Below are 24061 nucleotides of genomic sequence, written 5' to 3' on the forward strand. Positions count from 1 at the left end.
AGTAAGCTTTCGCTTACTGCCTTTTCATTAGTGATGTTATTTACTCTAAAAAATATTAGACTGCGGTATAACCTCCATCGGCTATAATATAACTTCCTGTCGTGAAAGAAGATTTTTCAGAACTTAAAAAAATAACCAATTCGGCAATTTCTTCTGCTGTTCCTAATCGGTTCATGGCAGATTTTGCCGCAACGGCCTGCATCATTTCTTTATTCAAATTATCTTTCAAAAGTGCTGTTTCAATATAACCAGGTCCAACAGCATTACAGCGAATATTTTTTTGTGCATATTCAACCGCTATATTTTTCGTTAAACCAACAACGGCATGTTTAGAAGCTGTGTAAGCTGGACTAAGTGGAGCGGCAACTTGTCCATGAATTGAAGCTATGTTTACAATGCTCCCTCCACCGTTTTTCTCCATTTGTTCCAATTGGTAACGGCAGGCATAAAAAACACCATTTAAATTTAACCCAATCACTTTATCCCAAGCTTCGGGATCGTATTCTCTAGTTGGTTTAGCCGGACCTCCCATTCCTGCATTATTACATGCAATATCCAGTCTGCCATATTTTGAAACCGCAACCTCAACCATATGTTTATTGTCACTGGCACTCGACGAATCACCTTTTACAAAAAAAGCTTCTCCGCCTTTGTCTTTTATATTTTTTACGGTTTCTTCACCGTGCTCTACATTTATATCAGATACTACTACTTTTGCTCCTTCTCGAGCGTATGCTTCTGCCACTGCACGTCCAATTCCTGAACCGCCGCCAGATACAAAAGCTACTTTATTTTCTAAAAGTGCCATTTTATATATGTTTTTAAATTGATTCTTCTAATTTACGAAGATCCTGAGCATTAGCGAAGCTTTTAAAAGAGTTTAAAATAACATTAACGCTTACCGCTAATGTTATGTTATTTGATATTAAATTGACGAGATTTTGCTTAAAATTTCGTATTGTATTATTCCTCTTCATCCAACTTCATATTTCCGCGATCCTCATGATTATCTGGATGTGAGTTCGGATATCGATTAGGAGTGATGTCAGAATTATGATCTTTATTCTCGACCGTTTTCTTGGCTTCTTCTTCTGTTTCTACGCCACGGTTTGCATTTGGATTTTGCAGATTTGTTTGGTGGAGTTTTTCTTTAATATCCTCATTTTCATTTCGGGCTCTTTCCACAATCTTTTTATCGCCATCTGCATCTGTAACCAATTCCTTATTTAGTTTTGCATCTTTTAGTTCTTTATCATGCGAAACGTTTTTTCCTTTAGATTCATCAATATTCTTCTGCGTTCCGTTTATCTTTTTTGTTCCTAAGTCATTCGTTTCCATAGCAATATTATTTTAGATTTAAATTATAATATTACGAATTCTAAGTTCAATAAAATTATGACTTAAATGTGCTTTTCTTTTATAATTGCCACCTATTCTTAATTTTATTACCTTTATCTAAAGCAACTTAAAGAATTAATCATTATGAATTTCTTCAAAATGAAAACCACTTGGTCAAATTCCGAGTTTATCTTGATCAAACTTTGTATGGCTTCAATTTATATTATGGTTGGAAGTTATTTTCACGATTTTTTCGAAAACTATTATTCTATTTTAATAGTCATTTTTATTGTTACCGTAATTTGGTTTGTCTACCAATGGATAAAAAAAATAAAATCGCAAAACCCGTAACTAGGTTTTAATTTTAAGAAACTATCTTTGCAAAAAATTAAAAATGCACCGACACTTCCTTCTTTTTAAACCTTACGGCTACTTAAGCCAATTTATTTATGAACTAAAAAGAAAGAAAAAGCTTTTGGGCGAATTGCACAATTTTCCTGAAGAAACAATGGCAATTGGAAGACTCGACGAAGATTCTGAAGGCTTGCTTTTACTGACAACTGACGGAAAAGTTAGCGAACAAATAAGAAGCAAAAAAGTGGACAAAGAATATTATGTTCAAGTTGACGGCGTGATTACTCCAGAAGCCATCGAACAATTGCAAAAAGGTGTCGAAATTGGTTTTGATGGCGGAAAGTATAAAACCAAACCTTGTACTGCTTTTATCATTACCGAAATTCCTGATTTTGGACCAAGAGCAAAAAAAATTAGAGACGAACGTCATGGCCCTACTTCTTGGGCATCTATTACCATAAACGAGGGAAAGTTTCGCCAAGTTCGAAAAATGACTGCTGCTGTTGGTTTTCCTACCCTACGTCTGGTTCGCGTTCGAATAGGAAATGTATATTTGCAAAATCTAAAAGCAGGCGAAGTTCTTGAAGTTTCTGATTTTCAATTAGATAATTAGATAATGTGGCAATTAGATAATTTGCGATAACTCATAACTTATAATTCATAACTCAAAAAGATGTTAAACATAGTTCTTGTAGAACCAGAAATACCAAATAATACTGGAAATATTGGCAGATTGTGCGTTGGCACAGAAAGCCGTCTTCATTTAATTCACCCTTTTGGATTTGTCATTAACGACAAAAACTTAAAACGTTCAGGATTGGATTATTGGGTTCATCTTGATGTTACCGAATATCAAAATGTAGAAGAATGGATTGCACAAATTCCAGATCAATCACGTGTATTTTTAATGAGTTCGCATTCTGATAAATCATATTTGGAAAATGAATTTCAAGATGGCGATTGGCTGGTTTTCGGAAAAGAAAGCGTTGGTTTAAGCAAAGAATTTATGGCTAGATTCGAAAATCATTTAACAATTCCGATGTCTCCGCTTATTCGCAGTTTTAATATTGCCAATTCAGTTGCTTTTGTGGTTGGTGAAGCGAAGAGACAAATTGGGTTGAAGAAAGTTTAATCGTTTATTTGTTTAACTGTTTAATCGGAAAAGATGTAGCGGACAGTTGCTCTATCTCCTGCAAGATTTTCAAAACCTTGTAGGTCTGAATTATTTTTGATCGTTTTATGTAAAATAGCTACAAGGTTTTTTTGAAAACCTTGCAGGAGCGCCGAGAATTCTAACTTACAATAAACTTCCCTTTTTCAGCATCAAAAATAATATGTTCGTCTTTGAACAAATTGCTGAAACTTCCGTTTGAAATTAAATTACAAGGCTCATCTTGCACTATACTTTCTGGCGTCATCATAATCATTTCGTCACTTAACTGAATCGCCAAATCGATATCATGCGTTGAAAATAAAATGCATTTTTGAGTTTCCTGAGTCAGTTTTTTCAATAATTTGAATAAGGAAACTTTATGAAGCAAATCAAGATGCGTTGTTGGTTCGTCCAAAATAATTAAGGGCGTGTCCTGAGCCAAAGCTCGTGCGATTAACACTTTTTGCAATTGCCCATCACTGATTTGAAAATGCTTTTTTTGAGCTAAATGTTCAATTTGGGTCAGACTCATTGCTTCATGAACTTTAGCAATATCTTCATCAGATAATTTATCTACCCAATTGGTGTAAGGCTGGCGGCCTAAGGCAACCAATTCGAAAACGGAAAGATTGCTTGGCGGCAGTTTTTCAGTTAGAACTAGACTTAAATTCTGCGCTAATTCTAAAGGACTATAATCTGAAATCTTTCTTTCGTTCAAATAAACATTTCCTGACAATGGCTTTTGGATTCCAGTAATCGTTCTTAGCAGAGTCGACTTCCCTATTCCGTTGGCTCCTATTAAAGTGATGAGTTTTCCTGAAGCTAAATTTAGATTTAAATTGGCAGCAATAGTTGCAACACCTTTCTTGGATTTGTATCCAATATTTAGATTTGAAGTCTTTAAGATGTCGTTCATTTTTTTAAGATTCTAAGTTACTGAGGTGCTAAGGTTCTAAGTTTTTCCTTTTGCCACAGATTAAAGGATTAAAATGATTTAAAAAAAATCTGTGCTAATCTGTATAATCTGTGGCAAAATAATTTATTAAAAATTTCTTTTTCTCACTAAAAGCCAAATGACAACTGGCGCACCAATTATAGAGGTAACCGCATTTATAGGAAGTGTTACATCAAAACCTGGCATTTGAGAAACAATATCGCAAAACAACATTATGATCGATCCGAAAAATAAAGTGCTCCAAAATAAAACCGTATGATTGCTCGTCTGAAAAGTCAGTTTGGCAATATGCGGCACTGCTAAACCCACAAAAGCAATTGGACCAGCAAAAGCTGTAATCGCGCCAGACAAAATACTGGTTGCAAAAATGATCACTAATCTTGCCTGCTTAAAATTCAACCCCATACTTTTAGCGTAATTTTCGCCAAGAAGCAAGGCATTTAAAGATTTTATACTTTTAGCGCTTAAAAGCAAACCGATTCCAACGCAAATCGTTAAAATTATAATTGTTGTCCAAGAAAGATTTCCTAAATTTCCCATTGACCAAAAAGTAAATTTCTGAAGCTGTTCTGCTGTACTAAAATAAGTAAGCACACTTACAATAGCAGTCGTAAAACTTCCGAACATCAGACCAACAATCAAAATTGCCATTGTATCTCGTAATCGTTGTGAAACAACTAAAACTAAAAAAAGAACCAACGTACTTCCTAAAGTCGATGCCAAGACAATTCCGTAAGAAGACAAAGCGATTGCACTTAAAAAAGAAGGAAGAAACCCTGCACCTAAAATCACAAAAGCAACACCCAAACTTGCGCCAGAACTCAGTCCTAAAACATAAGGTCCTGCAAGCGGATTTCTAAATAAAGTTTGCATCAAAAGTCCGCTTATCGAAAGTCCTGTTCCGACTAAAACTGCGGTGATCGCCTTTGGCAAACGATAATTAATAATAATATATTCCCAAGTTGATTTTGTCGCATGCCCACCTGTTAGACTCGCAAAAACATCTTTTAACGGAATGGTGACCGATCCTAAACTAATGCTCGCAAAAAACATTAATAAAAGACTTAATGCCAGAACGACAAATAAAATGGTATTTCGTGTTTTGTTCACCAAAATTAATTCAATTTAGAAGCAAATGTAAATTCGTAACTCGCCAATAAATCAGGGTGAAAAATCTTGATATAATCTTTCAAAACTAAATCTGGACGGCTTGGCGCTAATTCGTAATAAACTGTTCCGCCCGTTGCTCCTACTTTACCTTCAAAATTGTAAATAGTTTTATTTTTAAAAGCATCGAATTCAGCATAATGCGGATTTGCTTTTTGCAATTCGTCCAAACTTTTAAAAGATCCCGAAGCGATCCAAACATTCGCATCTTTTGCCTTATCCAGCACTTTTTCAAAAGACAAGCCTTCACTTCCTGTTCCTTCCAAATCGGCCCATAAATAATTAGATTTTGCATCTTTCATGAACTGCGCTACCCAGCTATTTCCTTTCGCAACATACCAAACATCTTCATACATTGAGCCATATAAAACTTTTGAAGTGGCAGGTTTATCAGCAACTAATTTTTTCGCCTGATTGTAGCTTTCCACAATTTTATCAAACAATTCTTTTGCTTTTTCTTCTTTACCGAATAAAGTGCCATACAGTTTAATCCACTCTGCTTTTCCTAGCGGAGACTGTTCCATCCAATCGCCTTGAATTAAAACATTCAATCCGCTTTTTTTAAGATTATCTAACATCGGATTATTATTATCAACACCAAACGTTACGATCAAGTTTGGGGCTAATTCTATTAATTGTTCGATGTTCAGTTTTTCATTTTGTCCAACGTTTTTCACAGAACCTTTGTCAATTAATGCTCTGGTTTTTTCCGAAGATATGTAATCTGTATGCGGAAATCCGATCAATTTATTCTCTACTTCCAACATTTCTAAAAAAGGAATATTGGTGGTTGAAGTTACAACAATAGTTTCTAGAGGAACTTTTATCGAAATATATTGCTTTAAACTATCAGGAATTTGTGCGTCTTTTTCTTTTAAAATGTAAGTAAATTTTCCTTTAGCATTTGGCCACGGATTGCTCACATTTACAATCGAATAGCCATCATTTTTTATGATAGAAAGTCCAGTTGCAAATTCAATACTTTCTTTGGCAGGAGCAGATTTTACAGTATCTTGCGCTTCATTCTTTTTACAGCTAATTACTAAAAGAAGTAAAAAAACGACTGGTAATTTATGGAAAAAATATTTCATATTTTATGTTTTGTGTGGCCACAAAGGTAAATGAATTTCTATTTTTTTTGTTTACCTTTATTCGTACAAATTTAAACAAATAGCCTTTTATTTGATGAATGTACCAAAAACAAAAATCTGCTCCAGTTGCGAAACCGCTTTTTCATGCGGCGACACTTCACCCGAAAATAAGTGCTGGTGTAATGATTATCCACCTATTTTCAATCTCTCAGATGGAGGCGACTGCCTTTGTCCTGTGTGTTTTAAGGAAGCTTGCGAAGATAAAATCGATGCTTATGTCGAAACCGTAACTCCGAAAAAAGCGCTTAAAAATAAGGCTATGTTTTTACCTAAAAACGACAATTTAATTGAAGGAATCGATTATTATATCGAAAATGGCAACTATGTTTTTAAAGCTTGGTTTCATCTAAAAAGAGGAACCTGTTGTGGAAATAACTGCCGACATTGCCCCTATTAATTGTTATGAGTTATAAATTATGAATTATGTGTTGGTCTTCATAATTAATTTATAACTTGCCCAAACTCATAATTCATAATTCAAAACTTATAATTAATAAAAATGCTTTATTTAATCACTGGCGGCGAGCGATCTGGAAAAAGCGGATACGCTCAGAAACTAGCTTTAGAACTTTCTGATTCTCCTTTATATGTAGCAACAGCCAGAAAATGGGATACTGATTTTCAAAACCGAATTGATCGCCATCAAAAAGAAAGAGATGAACATTGGACCAATGTTGAAAAAGAAAAATATTTAAGTGAAATTGATTTCTCGGGTAAAACGGCATTAATTGATTGTGTAACGCTTTGGCTGACCAATTTCTTTATCGACACAAAAAATGATGTGGAGCTAAGTTTAGAAGAAGCTAAAAAAGAATTTCTTGCAATCGCGAAACATGAAAATGCCAATATTATCATTGTAACAAACGAAATCGGAATGGGTGTTCATGCTGAAACACATATCGGTAGAAAATTTGTCGAACTTCAAGGCTGGATGAATCAATTTCTTGCTGCGAATGCTGATCAAGTTGTGCTGATGGTTTCTGGAATTCCAGTTAAAATCAAGGGATAAATTCCAATATAAAAACTTCAAATTCCAATAATTTAAAAGCAAATCCCAAGTTTTAAACTCCAAATTCCAAAGCTATGCTTTATCTTTACTAGAATTTTTCCGTTTTCAGATTTGGAATTTGGAGTTTAAAAAATTTGGAATTTAAAAAAATGAGCCATTTAGACGACATATTAAAATCCCGACGAGATACCCGACATTTTACAACTGATGAAGTTCCAGACGAAGTAATCGAAAAAGCTTTACAGGCTGGACATTGGGCGCCTTCTGTTGGGTTGACAGATGCTACGCGATATTACCTCATTAAATCAAATGAAGTTAAAACGTCTATTAAAAAGCTTTTTTTAGATTATAATAAAAAAGCCGAAGAGCTTACAGACAATCCCGAACAAAAAGAACTTTATAGATCGCTTAAACTTGAAGCTATCGAAGAAGCTCCAATTGGACTTATCATTGCTTATGATCGTTCGGTTCTAAATCAATTTACAATTGGAACCATTGGCAGTAATGAAGCCGTAAAATTCAGTTCGGTTTGTGCAGCACAAAACATCTGGCTTTCGCTTACAGAACAAGGTTACGGAATGGGCTGGGTTTCGATTTTAAATTATTACCAGTTTAAAAAAATCCTTGATTTACCCGAAAATATAGAACCGCTGGGTTATTTCTGCATCGGAAAACCAGCAACCAACTACAACAATCAGCCAATGCTACAGCAATTGCATTGGAAACAAAAATCGGAAGCTCCTGTTTGTAACGAAATCAAAGAAATCCATCAAATAAAAATTCCTGATTTTGATTTAAAATCAGAAAATAAAATTGAAAGCAAATCTGATTTCGATAGACTTTTACAAGAAAAAATAGATTCAAAAACAAAACCTGTCGGATCTTTGGGAACTTTAGAATCTTTAGCTTTTCAAATGGCAACAGTTTTTGAAACTTTAAATCCGAAAATCATCAAACCTAATATCGTTGTTTTTGCTGCCGATCACGGAATTGCCAATCATGGCGTGAGCGATTACCCGCAAGACGTCACACGTCAAATGGTCAATAATTTTTTAGAGGGCGGCGCGGCAATCAACGTTTTCTGCAAACAGAATAATATCGAATTGTCTATTGTAGATGCTGGAGTCAATTATGATTTCCCAACAAGTGCCAAATTAATCGATGCCAAAATTGCCAAAGGCACGCAATCATTTCTGCACGTTCCTGCCATGAGCGAATCTGAAGTCCAATTGTGTTTGGACAAAGGAAAATCAATCGTTCAAAATATTGCAAGATCAGGTTCCAACTGTATTGGTTTTGGCGAAATGGGCATCGGAAATACTTCAACCGCTTCTGTTTTAATGAGTATTCTAACCGATTTCCCTATCGAAGATTGTATTGGAAAAGGAACCGGAGTCGAAAATGAAAAACTGCTCTTGAAACAAAACTTGCTTAAAAAAGCAGTCGATAATTATTCTGGTCAAGCCGAAATACTATCGCAACTTTCCTATTTCGGAGGTTTTGAAATTCTTCAAATGTCTGGTGCAATGCTTGAAGCTTTTGAAAATAAAATGATAATTCTTGTTGATGGTTTTATTTGTACAGTTGCCTATTTAATTGCTTATAAAATAAATCCGAACATCAAACAAAATGCTGTTTTCTGTCATTGCTCTGCTGAAAAAGCACATTCAGAATTGCTTACTTATTTAGGAGCAAAACCTATTTTAAATTTAGATTTACGTTTGGGAGAAGGTACTGGCTGTGCTGTAGCCTTCCCTATCTTAAAATCAGCTGAAACTTTTTTGAATGAAATGGCTAGTTTTGAAAGCGCGGGAGTGAGTAGGAAATAACTTTCTTTTTTGTGGTTGATTTTTATAATTTTGAATATCAAATATTAAATTATAAAATAATATATATGCCTTTTACAAAAGTTTATATCCACTGTGTTTGGAGTACAAAAAATAGACTTCCGTTTTTAAATTCAATCGATCTTCGACAAAAAGTCTGGAATCATATAAAAGAGAATGCTTTAAAAAAAGATACTTATCTTGACTTTATTAGCGGATATTCTGATCATTGCCATTGTCTAATTTCATTAGGAAATAATCAAACTATTCAAAAAACAATACAATTACTTAAAGGAGAATCTTCGTATTGGATCAATAAAAATCAATTAACTCAGCAAAAATTTGAATGGCAAGATGATTATTTTGCTGTTTCAGTTTCAGAATCTATTGTTGATAAAGTAAGAGATTATATTAAAAATCAAGAAGAACATCATAAAAAGAAAACTTTTCAGGAAGAATATGATGAATTCATTACGAGATTTGGATTTAAGCATTTATAAAAAAATTGGCTAAAGCCTTTTTAACTATCAATATAATAACCAACATCTAAAGATGTTGGCAATTCATAAGAATTCATTTAACTTTCTTTCAATTGCCTCCAGATTTATCTGGAGGTCATAAATTTGTTTCTAAAAAAGGCTTTAGCCAAATCAACACATTTTAATTACTTAAAGAAAAGATTAAAACGATATTTACCTTAATTGTTTGGCTAAAACCAATTTATTTGTCATTTTTTCACCCTCCAGATAAATCTGGAGGCAACTCAAAAAATTAAATAATATTTATTTTTCAAAAGAAAAAGCTAAATATATTTAGCTTTACAAACATAAAATGATTAGCCAACATCTCTAGATGTTGATTTAATATTAATAACTAAAATGGGCTTTAGCCAAATTCTCATCTATAAAATGAAAAAAGAACTCCATATTTTCTTTACCTGTTTAATGTTTTACACTAGAATTCCATGTCCAAAAAACATTACACATCATCCAGATTATTTAAATAAAGCCACAAGATACTTTCCTTTTATTGGATGGATTGTTGGAAGCATTTCTTTTTTATCTTATTCCCTATTTGCCCAATTTCTTTCTACCGAAACTGCTGTAATCTTGGCTATCATTGCCTCGATTTTAACAACTGGCGCTTTTCACGAAGACGGATTTGCAGATGTTTGCGATGGTTTTGGCGGAGGCTGGACCAAAGAAAAAATCTTAATGATCATGAAAGACAGTGCCATCGGTGCTTACGGAGCAATTGGATTGGTTTTGCTTTTTTTATTAAAATTTAAATTGCTTTCAGAATCTATTGTACTATTTCAAGTTTACGATTCGATGGCAGTTTTTAAAATCCTCCTTTTGTTTATTTCCGCTCATTCATTAAGCCGTTTAGTGGCGATTAGCATTGTTTTCACTCATCAATATTCTCGCGATGATGCTTCGAGCAAAAGCAAACCTATTGCAAAGCAATATACTTGGAAAGAAGTTTTGGGTTCTTTCTTTTTCGGCTTGATTCCGTTGATTTTATTTTCTTATTTCGATTTAAAAATTCTATACGCTATAATTCCTGTTTTTATAGCGAGATATTTTCTAGCACGCTATTTCCAAAAATGGATTGATGGCTATACGGGAGATTGTCTTGGCGCTACCCAACAAGTGTGTGAGGTGGTTTTTTACTTAAGCATTTTATTTTTATGGAAATTTATCTAGTTCGCCACACCGAAACAATCTGCGAAAAAGGAGTCTGTTACGGACAATCTGATGTAGATATTGTAAAACCTTTTGATGAAGTTTTCAGCAGAATCATTTCAGAATTACCTTCAGAAGCTGTTATTTTTTCCAGCCCATTAAAGCGTTGCGTCATTTTAGCCCAACACATTCAAAAAAACATTTCAACCATTTCTTATCAGGAAGATGAACGTTTAAAAGAAATGAATTTTGGCGATTGGGAATTGAAAACATGGAATGAAATTCCGCCAGAAGAATTGAATCCGTGGATGGAAGATTTCGTGAATATCAAAGTTACAAATGGAGAATCTTTCGATGAATTACATGAAAGAGTTGGCTATTTTTTTAATGAAATCTCAACAATAAAAGAACCTATAATTATTGTTGCTCATGCTGGAATTATTAGAAGTATTTTATGTCACCAGACTTCACTTCCTTTAAAAGATGCATTTAATAATAAAGTTGATTTTGGAGAAGTTATCAGAATTAAATTATAAATTCTTGATTTGTTTGACTATTACGCCTTAAAAGTAAAACAAATTTGATTAATCCATATTTTTAACTTTATCTTTGCTGCAAATTAAGGTTGTGTTTTTAATTTTAAAAATACATTAAAAGGGAATCAAGTATAATTCTTGAGCTGTACCCGCAACTGTAAGCTTAGTTCTAAAACGAATGCTTGCTGTAACTACAAACCACTGTCACGCCTTGCGTGGTGGGAAGGTAAACAGCAAGACGCAAGCCAGGAGACCTGCCTTTATAACCAATATCGAGCTCTCGGGAAAAAGAGTGTAGAAATTATGACTTTAAAAAGACTTTTTACTTTTTGCTTATTTGTATTGTGCCAGATTATTTCGGCGCAGAACGATTCTATTAATAGCCTTAAAGAAGTTTTTGTTTCAGACAAAAATTTAAGAGCTTATTCAACTTCACAGTCTGTTTTAAAATTAAATGATTCCATAATCAACAAAAACGAGGCGCTTCTTACCGATTTATTAAATTTTAATTCGATTATATATTTCAAAGAATACGGGCGTGGTATGCTTTCTACAGTTGCTTTTAGAGGAACGACTTCTTCGCAAACAGCAGTAATTTGGAATGGGATAAATATCAATTCTCAAATGAACGGAAGCACCGATTTTAATACTATCGCAGGATCAGATTATAATTCCGTAAGTGTAAAAGCCGGTGGCGGAAGCGTAATTTACGGAAGCGGTGCAGTTGGCGGAACTGTGCATCTAAATAACGATTTGTTGTTTAATAATCGTTTTGAGAATAATTTACGACTAGATTACGGCAGTTTTAATACAATTGGGATTAACTATAAAACTTCTATTTCCAACAAAAAATGGAGCGCCCAAATTGGTCTTTCAAAAAACAGCTCAACAAACGATTATAAATATTTAAACCAATATAATTGGAAAGGCGAACAACGCTGGAATCAAAACGGACAATATGATGTTATTACGTTGAGTGCCAATATGGGTTATAAATTTAATGCTAAAAACATTTTAAAATTATACTCTCAAACTTCTAATACAGATAGGAATACGTCATTAGTTTCAGAATCTGAAATGAAAAGCAAATATGTTAATGGCTTTAATCGGAACTTACTTGAATATGACGGTAATTTTGGAAAGTTTACAACCAATTTAAAAACCGCTTATATTTTTGAAAATTATCAGTATTACGCAGATAATTCAAGCAATATTTACACTTACGGAAAAACAGAAAACTTAATCACTAAAGCAGATTTCGGATACCAAGTCTTGAAATCAGTACAAGTTAATGGAATATTGGATTATAGCCGAACTAAAGGATACGGAAGTGGTTTTGGCGATAATACAAGAGAAATAAGTTCTGCCGCTTTACTGGTTAAACAAGATGCTTCTGCTAATTGGAAAAACGAATTTGGCGTGCGCAAAGAATTTACAGACAACTATAAATCCCCTGTTTTATTTTCAATTGGCTCTTCTTATCAGTTTGGAAAACTATATAATTTGAAGCTGAATGCCTCACGAAACTTCAGAATTCCAACTTTTAATGACTTGTACTGGGAAGAAGGCGGAAATCCTAATTTAAAGCCTGAAAGTTCCTATCAGGCCGAAATTGGAAATGTTTTTACATTTCAAAACTTCCATGTAACTCAGACCTTTTATTACATCAAAATAAAAGATTTGCTCCGATGGGTTCCTGGCACAAATGGCATTTGGATACCACAAAACACAGACAAGGTTGATAGCTATGGAGCTGAAACATTATTGAGCTGGAAAAAAAGTTTTGGTAAAAACAACCTGACTGCAAATGCAACTTACGCTTACACCGTTTCTGAAAATATTGAAACAAAAAAGCAATTATTTTTTGTTCCTTTTCATAAAGCCACAGCTTCTGTCGCCTATTCAAGGAAAAACATTTCTGCCTACTATCAATTTCTTTATAATGGCTTTGTTTATACACAATCAGACAACGATCCTGATAAAATTGTGGATGCCTATAATGTGTCAAATATTGGGATTGATTACGATTTCAAACTTTTGTCATCTTTTAAAGTTGGGTTTCAGGTCTTAAATCTTTGGAATACATTTTATCAAAGTTTAGAATATAGACCTATGCCAGGAAGAAATTTTAATTTGTACTTAAACCTTAAATTTTAATATAATGAAATTAACTAGATTATTTTTTGCAGCAATTAGCATTTCGCTTCTTGTTTCTTGTTCTAATGACGATGACTCTAATGATCCAAAAGGAGTTTACGATAATGGAATTTTCATCTTAAACGAAGGAAATTCTACTGGTGGAGGTTCTGTTTCTTTCGTTAGTGACGATTTAAATACTTTTACAAAAGATGTATACAATACTGTAAATGGAGCTGATTTTGTTGGAAAATATCTTCAGAATGTATTTTTTGACGGAGACAAAGCCTATATCATTGCTGGCGGTTCTAACGTTATAAATGTAGTAAACCGTTATACATTTAAACTTGAAGCAAAAATTGAAACTGGCTTAATTACTCCAAGATATGGTGTTGTAAAAGACGGAAAAGCGTATGTTACTAACGCAAACACTTATTATTCTGAAAAAAATCCAGCTGGAAATACCGATGATTTTATCGCTGTTATCAATTTGGCGACAAACAAAGTAGAATCTACAATTGCACTAAACGCAACTGCTAATCACATTGAAGTTTACAACAATAACTTGTATGTAACCGAACCATACAACAATGATAAATTATTAGTGGTAAACACTGCAACAAACAAACTTGAAACTCCTGTTACTCTTGGTCTAGGAGCAGATTCAATGGAAATTAAAGATGGTGTTTTGTACACGATTAGAAGTGCTTACGGAGAAAGAAGTGAAATCGTAAAAGTAAAATTATCTGACAATTCTATTAGCAAAATTACCTTTCCTGAATCTCTTGATGGAGTTAAAAACCTAGATATTGAAAACAATAAAATATATTATACTCTAGAGACTGCAGTTTACGCTATAGACTACACTGCAACATCGGCTTCTACAACTCCAATTTTCCAATACAGCTCAACTTCTGAATATGGAAAAATGTATGGTTTTGCAGTAAAAAATAACAGAATCTTTATTGCAGATGGTGGGGATTTTGCTTCAAGCAGTAAAGCTTACATTTATAGTTTAAGCGGAAGCTTAATAAAAGAATTAACTGTTGGTGTAGGTCCAAACGGCTTCTACTTTAACGATTAATTTTATCCTTAGAATTAGTTTTTGTTTTTTATGGAAAAGGCTTTCATTTCTGAAAGCCTTTTCTATTTTTATATTGCATTAGATTAATGTCCCACTGGAGCATTTTGAAAATACATTCCGTGTCTTAATCCGTTTATGATTTTTGAATCTGTTAAATAAGGTGTATTTGGCGCAGAATCATCTAAGACTCTCTTAGCCGTAGCTCCTGTAATTTTTGAAATAGCCAAATTAAGCAAAGGTTCTGAAGTTTCTCCTAAAACACCAAATGTGCTTACTTTTTCGAATTGCTCATAAGTAGGCTGCAAACCTTGTGTATAATCTCCAAAACCTGCAGAATTTGAAATTTTAAAAACCAAAGGCTGCATCGCATATTTATGATTTGGATTGATTCCTTTTTTAGTAAACAAAGTTTCAGAATCATAAATCGTATACGAACCAACATTTTTACCTGTTGTAGTTTCTCCAATCTGCACTACATTGATATAAGGTTTTAATCCGTTAACAACCAATTCGCTTGCAGAAGCTGTACTTTCAGTTGTAATAATATAAACTGTATTTAAATTTAAGCTGTTTAATGCTTTTCCGTCAATATTATTCACAAATCTGTAATTCAAACTTTCCAAATCTTCAGCAGTCATATCTTTCATCCACTTATTGTTAAATTGCGTTTTTGCAAAAATCTGAGTATCGAACTGTCCTGTAATCATACTAGAGAGTCTTATTGAAGAGGTAACAGATCCTCCTCCATTGTATCGTAGATCTAAAACTAAATCTGTTATCCCTTGGGATTTCAATTCGCCAAAAGCTTGATTCAATTTATCATCATAGCCGGGATAAAAACCGTTATACATCAAATAACCAATTTTATGACTTCCAGAAGTAATTACTTTATTGATCAAAATAGGATTTTCTTCTAAAACAGTTTTAGTCAAGTCTACCGATTTTCCATTCAAAGTAAAAGTGCTACCGTTGTAATCGGCCAAGTTTAATGTATAACTATCTTTATTCAACAATAATTCTTCATAATTGGAAACCGTAAGCTTTACTCCATTTACACTTGTAAACAAATCACCACGTTTGATCGCTTTAGTAGAAGCATCTGAATTTGGAATAATATATCGAACAAAACCTACAACATCATTAGATCCATTAGCAACACGGCTTAATCTAAAATCGACGCCATTGTTTTTTGTAACACCACTTAATTCTTGCTCTAGAACAGTGTAATCCTCAACAATCCAGCTAAAACGGTCGATAGCATCACCATTCGGATATTTACTTACAGGCCTATTTAATAAATCTTCAAACAAATCTTCGGGATGAGAATATCCTCCTAAAAACTGATTAAAATCGGGTTGTAAATTACGGCCATCGGCTAGATTTGGAACATCTTGCTGCCATAAGTAAACTTCATTCAGCCCTCTCCAGATAAAATTATTAATCTGCAAGTCTGCTGGGGCTGCAACATCATCCTGATCTTCACAAGACTGCAAAGAAAATGCGAATAAAAAGAGAAAAAGAACGCTCTTTAAAGTTGTTTTCATATCGTGTAGGTTATCTATATTTTGAATAAACGTAAAAGTAGTATCTTTAGTTTTAGCTGCGTCATAAAAGCAGTATTTTTTTACATAAAAAAAATCTCTTTTTTCTTGTAACAAATATAATTGTGCCTCGTCTTGACTATATAAGCTAACGATTAACCATCAGATTAATGAACCAAGTTGTATTTATAGAATTAATAAATCCTTTTAAAGACAAAGTTTTTCGTCTGGCAAAAAGATTGCTTACAAGTACTGAAGAAGCAGAAGATGCTACTCAGGAAGTAATGGTAAAATTATGGAACAAAAAAGACAATCTAGAAAGCTACAATAGTGTTGAAGCACTGGCCATGACGATGACCAAAAACTATTGTCTTGATCAGCTGAAATCTAAAAGAGCTAGCAATCTGCAAATTGTCCATAATAATTTTACCGATCGGCAACCCCAATTAGATAAAAAACTAGAAGACCAAGACAGTTTAGAATGGGTTGAAAAAATTATAAATGAGATGCCCGAACAAATGCAATTATTAATTCAGCTTCGGGATGTTGAACAATATGAATTTGAAGAAATAGCCAAAATCGTAAATATGAACGAAACAGCAATACGAGTGGCCCTTTCTAGAGCAAGAAAAAAAATTAGAGAATCAATGACAAATACACACCTTTATGGAACTAAATAAAATAGAAGATATAATAGAAAAATACTTTCAGGGAGAAACTTCTATTGCTGAGGAAAATCAATTAAAAGAATATTTTTCTTCACCGAATGTTGCGCAGCATTTGGAGCAATACAAACCTATGTTTGGCTATTTCTCTCAAGCAAAAGAACAAAAATCAACGTATGAAATTCCACTACAATCTAAGAAACGAAACGTAGCGTGGTTATCGATTGCGGCATCAGCTGTTCTTTTACTGGGTATCGGAACTTACTTTTTTGTTAGCGAAAAAAACGATACAGCTGTAGTGGCTTCGCAAACAGAATTAGGAACTTACGATGATCCAGAAGAAGCTTTAAAAGCAACTCAAAAGGCTTTGGCTTTATTATCAAACAATGTTAATGTAGGTATTGAAAGTGTACAGTACATTAAAGAATATGAACAATCAAAAAACAAAATTTTTAAACAGTAATTAAAATCAATCAAAATGAAAAATTTCATCATAACTCTAGTTTTTGCATTCGTTACCACCACTTTTTACGCACAAGGCGCTTTTGACAAATTTGATGGTCAAGACGATGTAACCTCTGTAATCGTAAACAAAAAAATGTTTGATCTAATGAGTAAAGTAAAAGTGGATGCTTCTGACAAAGAAACACAACAATACATTGCTCTAATCAAGAAGTTAGATTACTTAAAAGTGTTTACCACTAAAAATCCAAAAATCGAAGCCGACATGAAAGCAACTGCCGACAAGTATGTAAAAACTGCAGGTTTAGAAGAATTAATGCGTGTAAACGATGGCGGGAAAAATGTTAGAATAATGGTTAAATCTGGCGCCTCAGATACTCAGATAAGAGAATTACTAATGTATGTTGACGGTGCAAAAAACGACGAAACTGTTTTATTATCTTTAACTGGTAATTTTGACATCAACGAAATTTCAGTATTAACAGATAAAATGCAGCTTCCTGGCGGTTCTGACTTAAAGAAAGCTTCTAAAGGCAAAAAATAAAAATGAGAACTAATATTTTCATCGTAGCACTTATGGCTCTCCTAACTTTAGGAAGCTGTAATTCTGAACCAACATTGCAAAAGTATTTTGTTGAGAATTCGGAGAAAAAAGATTTTATCGCTCTAGATATTTCGCCAAACATTTTGAATGTTGACAAGGCTAATTTATCAGCAGAACAAAACGAAGCTTTAAATTCGTTTGACAAAATGAATATTCTAGCTTTTAAAGCCGATCAAAATAATCAAGAGCAGTTTGAAACAGAAAGAACGAAAGTAAAAGCCATACTAAAAGATCCGAAATATCAAGAATTGATGAAATTTGGTTCTGGTAAAGACGGTGCTTCTGTAAGTTATGTTGGAAGTGATGATAATATTAAAGAGTTTGTCATTTTTGCCAATAGAAAAGAAAATGGCTTTGCTGTAGTTCGAGTTTTAGGCGAAAACATGAATCCAAACAATATTATGACTTTGATGTCTGTTTTACAAAAATCTAAAATAGACATGGAACAGCTAAAACCTTTAGAACAATTACTTAAAAAATAATATAATCTTACTTTTTTCAATTAAGAAAGCTCCATACCAATTGGAGCTTTTCTTTTTAACAACATTTAAAATTATACTTACTAATTTATTTGGGATATCATTTTACTATTAATCAAATTGATAATATGAATTTTGGCCAAGGCGAATAATTTCAAAATATATTAATCAAAACCGATTCTCAATTAAAAGCTCCGTTACTGGAGCTTTTAATTTTTATAACACTACCTAAAAATTTAGATTGTACCTTAAAATTATGAATTAACAAAAAAATTTTTACATTTACTATCAGTCAACCTAAAACAAACAGAATGAGAACACCAAAAACCATATTAATCTTTTTATTATTAATTTTAAACAGCTGTACAAGTGACAACGCAGAACCAACCAAACATGATTCTGGATACGCAATGACCGCAACTGTTGATGGAATAGAATGGGAAATGAACAATCCATTCAATTCTAATACGGCTACAAAATCTTTATTTAATTATTATCCAACAACAGAATTCATACAATTACAGGGAAGAAAAGGATTAAACGAAATTGTCCTTTTAATCAAAAGAAGTGACCTTAAAAAGGGCGAAATCCCAATAAGATTAGCCACTTATGACGCATCAAAAACTCAAATCGAAATGTATTACACCATTAAAGAAACTTCTCAATATGTAGTTGAAGGCCTATTGGTGATAAACGACATTGATGTAAATGCAAAAATTGTAGCAGGAACATTTGCTTTTAACTGTGCCGCCGAAAACAAACCAATAAGCGCTTCTAATCCTGTCACAACAAAAGTTACTCATGGAATATTTAACTACAAATATGATGTTGCTAATTAATAGCATTAGATCTAAAAATAAAAAAGCTCCAATTTTCATTGGAGCTTTTCTTTTATAATAAAATCTGAGATTATTTACTCAAGTACATTTTTCTTCTAGAGTACAATTCGTAGAATTGATCGTCTTTTAAGTCATCGATAAACAAGATGCTTTCTCCTGTTGACTTCATTTCAGGCCCTAATGCTTTGTTTACGTTCGGGAATTTGCTGAAAGAGAAAACTGGTTGTTTGATTGCAAATCCGTTTAATTGAGGATTGAAATCAAAATCTGTTACTTTATTATGACCTAACATTACTTTTGTAGCGTAGTTTACATAAGGTTCTCCGTAAGCTTTTGCAATAAACGGAACCGTTCTAGAAGCTCTAGGGTTTGCCTCGATAATGTAAACAGTATCATCTTTAATCGCAAATTGAATGTTGATTAATCCAACAGTTTTTAAAGCTCTAGCAATTTTATGTGTATGATCTTTAATTTGCTGCATTACAAATTCCCCTAAGTTGAAAGGAGGCAATGTTGCATTACTATCTCCAGAGTGAACTCCACAAGGCTCGATGTGCTCCATAATTCCGATGATGTAAACATTTCCATCAGCATCACAGATTGCATCAGCTTCAGCTTCGATTGCTCCAGCTAAGTAGTGATCTAGCAATAATTTGTTTCCTGGAATTGCTTTCAACAAATCGATAACATGCTCTTCAAGCTCTTTTTTGTTGATTACAATCTTCATTCCCTGACCTCCTAATACATAAGAAGGACGAATTAAAAGTGGAAAATCTAAAGTATCCGCTAATTTCGAAGCTTCATCAGCTGTTTCAGCGATTCCGAATCTTGGGAAAGGAATGTTTAACTCCGTCAACAAGTCAGAGAAACGTCCTCTGTCTTCTGCTAAGTCAAGTGCATCAAAACTAGTTCCAATGATTTTTACTCCGTATTTAGAAAGTTTGTCTGCCAATTTAAGAGCCGTTTGTCCTCCTAACTGCACGATTACACCTTCTGGTTTTTCGTGTTGGATGATATCATAAATGTGCTCCCAGAAAACTGGCTCGAAGTATAATTTATCAGCTGTATCAAAGTCTGTAGAAACCGTTTCAGGATTACAGTTAATCATGATTGTTTCGTAACCACATTCTTTAGCCGCTAAAACTCCGTGTACACAAGAGTAATCAAACTCGATTCCCTGTCCAATTCTGTTTGGCCCAGAACCTAAAACGATTACTTTCTTTTTCTCTGTTACAATACTTTCGTTGTCAACAAAACGTTCTCCGTTTGCTTTTTCAATTTCAGCTTCAAAAGTTGAGTAATAATATGGAGTCAACGCTTTAAACTCAGCCGCACAAGTATCTACCAATTTAAATACACGGTTGATTTTCTGTTCCATACGTAAAGTGTGAACTTCACTTTCTAAACAACTCATCATGTGAGCCAATTGTCTGTCAGCAAATCCTTTTTGTTTTGCTTCAAGCAACAATTCTTTAGGAAGATCAGCAACTTTGTATTTTGAGATTTCTTTTTCTAAAGTGTAAAGCTCTTCGTATTGTTTCAAGAACCACATGTCGATTCTTGTAATTTCGTGAATTGTGCTCAACGGAATTCCCATTGCAATTGCATCATAGATTACAAAAACACGATCCCAGCTTGCGTGAGTCAGTTTGTCGATAATCAATTCGTAATCTTTGTATCCTTTTCCGTCAGCACCTAAACCATTTCTCTTAATCTCTAAAGATTGAGTTGCTTTATGAAGTGCTTCTTGGAACGAACGTCCGATTCCCATAACCTCACCTACAGATTTCATCTGAAGACCTAAAGTTCTGTCTGAACCTTCAAATTTATCGAAGTTCCAACGTGGTATTTTTACAATTACATAATCTAAAGTTGGTTCGAAAAGAGCCGAAGTCGATTTTGTAATTTGGTTTTGCAATTCATCTAAATTGTATCCTAAAGCTAGTTTAGAAGCGATTTTTGCAATTGGATATCCAGTTGCTTTTGATGCTAAAGCAGAAGAACGAGATACACGAGGGTTGATCTCGATGGCTACGATATCTTCTTTCTCGTCTGGCGAAACTGCGAATTGCACATTACATCCTCCCGCAAAGTTTCCGATGCTTCTCATCATCAAGATTGCGTAGTCACGTAATTTTTGGAAAGTGGTATCCGATAATGTCATCGCTGGCGCTACTGTAATCGAATCTCCTGTGTGGATTCCCATTGGGTCCATATTTTCGATTGAACAGATAATTACCACGTTGTCATTTTTATCTCTTAAAAGCTCCAACTCATATTCTTTCCATCCCATCAAAGCTTTATCAATTAAAACTTCGTGAATTGGAGAAGCTTCAAGTCCGCGAGTCAAAAGCTCATCAAAATCTTCTTTTTTGTAAACCACCGCTGCTCCAGTTCCTCCAAGTGTAAACGAAGGACGAATTACAAGCGGGAAACCAAACTCCTGAGCAATTTCTTTTCCTTCTAAGTAAGAAGTAGCTGTTTTTGCTGGTGCAGTTGGTACATTAATTTTTTCTAAAAGCTGTTTAAACTGTTCTCTATCTTCAGTAATATTAATTGCATTTACGTCAACACCGATTAATCTTACTCCGAAATCTTGCCAGATTCCTTTTTCTTCAGCTTCCAAACACAAGTTCAAAGCTGTTTGTCCTCCCATTGTAGGCAAAACAGCATCAATTTGCGGATGTTCCTTAAGAATTTCAATAATCGATTTTGTCGTTAAAGGTTTCAAATAAACATGATCGGCCATAGATGGGTCGGTCATAATTGTCGCTGGATTCGAGTTAATCAAGATAACCTCAATTCCTTCTTCACGAATCGAACGAGCAGATTGAGATCCTGCATAATCGAATTCGCAAGCTTGGCCAATAACAATAGGTCCTGAACCTATAATTAAAACTGATTTTATTGATGTGTCTTTAGGCATTTTGTATGTATTGTGTAGTTATTTAAGATTTTAAAAAACTGTTCTAGTGTGTTTAAAACTAGAAAGTTGAGAAAATTTTTACCGACAAGGTATAAAAAAAGGCGATACTAAAAAAGTAATCGCCTTATGTATGTTTATACAAACATTATTTTTTGTGTCTAGGCTCGCTAGAAACAGTTAATTTATGTCTTCCTTTTGCTCTTCTACGCGCTAGAACTTTTCTTCCATTCGCAGAAGCCATTCTGTCCATAAATCCGTGCTTATTTCTTCTTTTTCTTTTCGATGGTTGAAATGTTCTTTTGCTCATTGCTTTGTATCTTTAAAAATGGTATCTATTAACTCTTTATTTTGGTTTTGGATATCGTTGTTCAAAAACCGAGTGCAAATATACAAAGACTTTTTTCTCTGGCAAGCACTTTTATAAAAATATTTTTAATTCCTTTTACTATATTTGCAATCACAAATATACATCTATTATGTTTAACAAAAATATTAAACTTATTTTGGCCGGACTTCTAGTAGTGGCGGGCATTTGGCAATTTACAGAAAGCAATATCGGAAATGGTATATTTTTGATTTTATTGACTGCGATTCCGATTTTTCTTTATTTTAAAAACGAATTTATCCTTTTAGCCTTCCTAAAATTAAGAAAACAAGACTTCGAAGGGGCTAATAAATGGTTATCATATATCAAAAATCCAGAAGGAGCATTAGTTAGAAAACAACAAGGATACTTAAATTATTTACAAGGTATCATGTTATCTCAAACCAATATCAACCAAGCAGAAAAACATTTCAAAAAAGCAATCGAACTTGGATTATCAATGGATATGGATTTAGCTGTAGCGAAACTAAACCTTGCAGGAGTTGCAATGTCACGCAGAAGAAAATTGGAAGCAACTAATTTATTAAACGAAGCTAAAAAATTAGACAAGCAAGGAATGCTGAAAGAGCAAATCTCTATGATGAAAGAACAGATGAAGAAAATCTAAACGATTTTAATTTTCAATTTTAAAAATCCCAAATTCCTAAAGAGTTTGGGATTTTTTAATTTTAGATTGTCGAGTTTAGATTTTAGATTCTCATTTTATGATTAGCAGAGATCCTTCGACTTCGCTAGGGAAGACAAAACTATGTGGTTACTTTAATGAGTTACTTGTGGAAATTCTCCGTTTCTCCGAATGACAAACTACGCGGTTAAACTTTACGTTTACTTTACGTTTACTTTGCGCAAATCTTTGTCAAAGTTCGAAACTTTGATAAAAGTCGAAAACTTGAAACCTCAAACTTGAAACTTGAAACTTAAAACCTTTAGTCCTCCAATATAATAGAAGGCAAATTCTCATTCAGCCATTTATACTTATTCAAGATCATAATATGCGTTCCTCCTTTTACTATTATACATTTGTCAATATACTTTATAGGAAAAACATCGTCGTGATCTCCGTGAATATGCACTACATTTTCGTCAATTTTATCGCGATTCCATAGAATTACACTTTCAACGGCCCATTGCAAATAGCCTAAATCGCGAACAGAAAGAAACTTCTCGTACAATTTAATTCTCTTATTAACTTTTTCTCCAAAAGAAAATTTAGCTAGCTTTTCAACATTGAGAATTAATTGCATCGGAATTAGTTTGTACGCTTTTGTGGCCTTCCCTATTTTCATTCTTCTCGGAAACTCCAGATTACTTCTAACACTCGAAATAATAATTACTTTTCGTGTTTTTATATGTTTAGAAATTTCCTGCACTAGAATTCCGCCAAAAGAAACTCCAACCAAAACAGGATTTTCATCTTTTATCTTTTTACTAATTCGAAGGGCATAATCCGACAGAGATTCCTTCGGATTTGGAATTTCCCATTCTAAAAGATGCATTTCAAAAATACCTTCATCCAATTTTATTCTTTCAAAAATAGATGAACTCGCTGCCAAACCTGGCATGAAATAAACTGGAATTTTACTCATAACATTAAAATGAAATTACCAATAGGCTATTTATTCTAAAAAATAAAGTTACTTTTTTTAATATCATGATAATCAAATTTCAGACCTATTTTAAAGCGATTCAAAAAAAATTGTGCTTCGAAACAAAAACTTAAAGTTTACAGCTGCAAAAAATAATTTAATATTGAAAATCAAATGATT

The 24061-nt window shown here is 33.4% G+C and carries 25 protein-coding genes and 1 riboswitch; of the genes, 16 read left to right on the plus strand and 9 right to left on the minus strand.

Translation table 11 applies throughout. The features are described from left to right. Positions 1–55 precede the first annotated feature (55 nt). Both ABTV69_RS00410 and ABTV69_RS00415 read right to left on the minus strand, forming a co-directional pair. Entirely contained in the window at positions 56–808 is a 753-nt protein-coding gene (locus ABTV69_RS00410) for an SDR family NAD(P)-dependent oxidoreductase (RefSeq protein WP_433833260.1), read from the minus strand. A gap of 155 nt (positions 809–963) precedes the next feature. Next, positions 964–1338, minus strand: coding sequence for a hypothetical protein (locus ABTV69_RS00415; RefSeq protein WP_433833262.1), 375 nt, complete (start codon positions 1336–1338; stop codon positions 964–966). A gap of 394 nt (positions 1339–1732) precedes the next feature. On the opposite strand from ABTV69_RS00415, the gene ABTV69_RS00420 reads away from it, so the two are divergent. Both ABTV69_RS00420 and ABTV69_RS00425 read left to right on the plus strand, forming a co-directional pair. Then, a complete protein-coding gene (locus tag ABTV69_RS00420; protein WP_433833264.1) occupies positions 1733–2305 on the plus strand; it encodes a pseudouridine synthase in 573 nt (190 codons plus the stop codon). Positions 2306–2365: 60 nt separating this feature from the next. Further along, on the plus strand, positions 2366–2824 hold the full coding sequence (locus ABTV69_RS00425; protein WP_433833266.1) for a tRNA (cytidine(34)-2'-O)-methyltransferase: 459 nt from the start codon (positions 2366–2368) through the stop codon (positions 2822–2824). 160 nt (positions 2825–2984) lie between these two features. Here the strand turns inward: ABTV69_RS00425 and ABTV69_RS00430 are convergent, their stop codons facing one another. The 3 genes from ABTV69_RS00430 to ABTV69_RS00440 all read right to left on the minus strand — a co-directional run bounded on the left by ABTV69_RS00430 (position 2985) and on the right by ABTV69_RS00440 (position 6058). Next, the gene (locus ABTV69_RS00430; protein WP_433833268.1) at positions 2985–3761 is read right to left on the minus strand and encodes an ABC transporter ATP-binding protein; all 777 of its coding nucleotides are present in this window, start codon (positions 3759–3761) and stop codon (positions 2985–2987) included. A gap of 126 nt (positions 3762–3887) precedes the next feature. After that, complete coding sequence (locus ABTV69_RS00435) at positions 3888–4853, minus strand: iron chelate uptake ABC transporter family permease subunit (RefSeq protein WP_433836650.1); 966 nt, start codon at positions 4851–4853, stop codon at positions 3888–3890. A 62-nt stretch (positions 4854–4915) separates the two neighbouring features. Next, positions 4916–6058 carry an ABC transporter substrate-binding protein gene (locus tag ABTV69_RS00440; RefSeq protein WP_433833270.1) on the minus strand — a complete coding sequence of 381 codons (1143 nt, stop codon included), beginning with the start codon at positions 6056–6058 and terminating at the stop codon, positions 4916–4918. A 94-nt stretch (positions 6059–6152) separates the two neighbouring features. Between ABTV69_RS00440 and ABTV69_RS00445 the strand changes: the two genes are divergently transcribed. From ABTV69_RS00445 to ABTV69_RS00480, 8 genes are all read left to right on the plus strand, one after another. Continuing rightward, positions 6153–6515: a DUF5522 domain-containing protein gene (locus tag ABTV69_RS00445; RefSeq protein WP_433833272.1), complete on the plus strand. Its 363-nt coding sequence runs from the start codon at positions 6153–6155 to the stop codon at positions 6513–6515. Between the two features lie 102 nt (positions 6516–6617). Continuing rightward, a complete protein-coding gene (gene cobU / locus ABTV69_RS00450) occupies positions 6618–7127 on the plus strand; it encodes a bifunctional adenosylcobinamide kinase/adenosylcobinamide-phosphate guanylyltransferase (protein ID WP_433833274.1) in 510 nt (169 codons plus the stop codon). 149 nt (positions 7128–7276) lie between these two features. Beyond that, positions 7277–8956, plus strand: a complete 1680-nt coding sequence (cobT, locus tag ABTV69_RS00455) for a nicotinate-nucleotide--dimethylbenzimidazole phosphoribosyltransferase (RefSeq protein WP_433833276.1) — start codon at positions 7277–7279, stop codon at positions 8954–8956. 65 nt (positions 8957–9021) lie between these two features. Next, positions 9022–9453 (plus strand): transposase, encoded by a 432-nt coding sequence (locus ABTV69_RS00460; RefSeq protein WP_433833278.1) that lies wholly within the window; start codon positions 9022–9024, stop codon positions 9451–9453. A gap of 408 nt (positions 9454–9861) precedes the next feature. Then, positions 9862–10659, plus strand: coding sequence for an adenosylcobinamide-GDP ribazoletransferase (locus ABTV69_RS00465; protein WP_433833280.1), 798 nt, complete (start codon positions 9862–9864; stop codon positions 10657–10659). Then, the gene (gene cobC / locus ABTV69_RS00470) at positions 10644–11174 is read left to right on the plus strand and encodes an alpha-ribazole phosphatase (protein ID WP_433833282.1); all 531 of its coding nucleotides are present in this window, start codon (positions 10644–10646) and stop codon (positions 11172–11174) included. The genes ABTV69_RS00465 and cobC overlap by 16 nt, the downstream gene beginning before the upstream one ends. Positions 11175–11243: 69 nt before the next feature. Beyond that, a riboswitch (cobalamin riboswitch) is annotated at positions 11244–11450 on the plus strand. Positions 11451–11477: 27 nt separating this feature from the next. Next, a complete protein-coding gene (locus tag ABTV69_RS00475; RefSeq protein WP_433833284.1) occupies positions 11478–13331 on the plus strand; it encodes a TonB-dependent receptor plug domain-containing protein in 1854 nt (617 codons plus the stop codon). Between the two features lie 4 nt (positions 13332–13335). After that, positions 13336–14394 carry a YncE family protein gene (locus ABTV69_RS00480; RefSeq protein WP_433833286.1) on the plus strand — a complete coding sequence of 353 codons (1059 nt, stop codon included), beginning with the start codon at positions 13336–13338 and terminating at the stop codon, positions 14392–14394. A gap of 83 nt (positions 14395–14477) precedes the next feature. Here the strand turns inward: ABTV69_RS00480 and ABTV69_RS00485 are convergent, their stop codons facing one another. Further along, positions 14478–15938, minus strand: coding sequence for a S41 family peptidase (locus ABTV69_RS00485; protein WP_433833288.1), 1461 nt, complete (start codon positions 15936–15938; stop codon positions 14478–14480). A gap of 167 nt (positions 15939–16105) precedes the next feature. On the opposite strand from ABTV69_RS00485, the gene ABTV69_RS00490 reads away from it, so the two are divergent. From ABTV69_RS00490 to ABTV69_RS00510, 5 genes are all read left to right on the plus strand, one after another. Beyond that, entirely contained in the window at positions 16106–16615 is a 510-nt protein-coding gene (locus ABTV69_RS00490) for an RNA polymerase sigma factor (RefSeq protein WP_177212268.1), read from the plus strand. Then, positions 16602–17063: a hypothetical protein gene (locus tag ABTV69_RS00495; RefSeq protein WP_433833290.1), complete on the plus strand. Its 462-nt coding sequence runs from the start codon at positions 16602–16604 to the stop codon at positions 17061–17063. The genes ABTV69_RS00490 and ABTV69_RS00495 overlap by 14 nt, the downstream gene beginning before the upstream one ends. Before the next feature lie 15 nt (positions 17064–17078). Further along, the gene (locus ABTV69_RS00500; protein WP_433833292.1) at positions 17079–17606 is read left to right on the plus strand and encodes a DUF4252 domain-containing protein; all 528 of its coding nucleotides are present in this window, start codon (positions 17079–17081) and stop codon (positions 17604–17606) included. Positions 17607–17608: 2 nt separating this feature from the next. Further along, positions 17609–18148 (plus strand): DUF4252 domain-containing protein, encoded by a 540-nt coding sequence (locus ABTV69_RS00505; protein WP_433833294.1) that lies wholly within the window; start codon positions 17609–17611, stop codon positions 18146–18148. A 308-nt stretch (positions 18149–18456) separates the two neighbouring features. Then, on the plus strand, positions 18457–18984 hold the full coding sequence (locus ABTV69_RS00510) for a hypothetical protein (protein ID WP_433833296.1): 528 nt from the start codon (positions 18457–18459) through the stop codon (positions 18982–18984). A 70-nt stretch (positions 18985–19054) separates the two neighbouring features. Here ABTV69_RS00510 and carB read toward each other — a convergent pair whose 3' ends face one another. After that, positions 19055–21910 (minus strand): carbamoyl-phosphate synthase large subunit, encoded by a 2856-nt coding sequence (gene carB, locus ABTV69_RS00515; RefSeq protein WP_433833298.1) that lies wholly within the window; start codon positions 21908–21910, stop codon positions 19055–19057. Between the two features lie 145 nt (positions 21911–22055). Beyond that, the gene (gene rpmH, locus ABTV69_RS00520) at positions 22056–22217 is read right to left on the minus strand and encodes a 50S ribosomal protein L34 (protein WP_008464848.1); all 162 of its coding nucleotides are present in this window, start codon (positions 22215–22217) and stop codon (positions 22056–22058) included. Between the two features lie 169 nt (positions 22218–22386). On the opposite strand from rpmH, the gene ABTV69_RS00525 reads away from it, so the two are divergent. Beyond that, positions 22387–22902, plus strand: a complete 516-nt coding sequence (locus ABTV69_RS00525; protein WP_111424580.1) for a DUF2892 domain-containing protein — start codon at positions 22387–22389, stop codon at positions 22900–22902. Between the two features lie 319 nt (positions 22903–23221). Here the strand turns inward: ABTV69_RS00525 and ABTV69_RS00530 are convergent, their stop codons facing one another. Next, positions 23222–23881: an alpha/beta hydrolase gene (locus tag ABTV69_RS00530; RefSeq protein WP_433833300.1), complete on the minus strand. Its 660-nt coding sequence runs from the start codon at positions 23879–23881 to the stop codon at positions 23222–23224. Between the last annotated feature and the right edge of the window lie 180 nt (positions 23882–24061).

The organism is Flavobacterium anhuiense, from assembly GCF_050990855.1.
In the GTDB taxonomy this organism is placed as follows: Bacteria; Bacteroidota; Bacteroidia; order Flavobacteriales; family Flavobacteriaceae; genus Flavobacterium; species Flavobacterium anhuiense_C.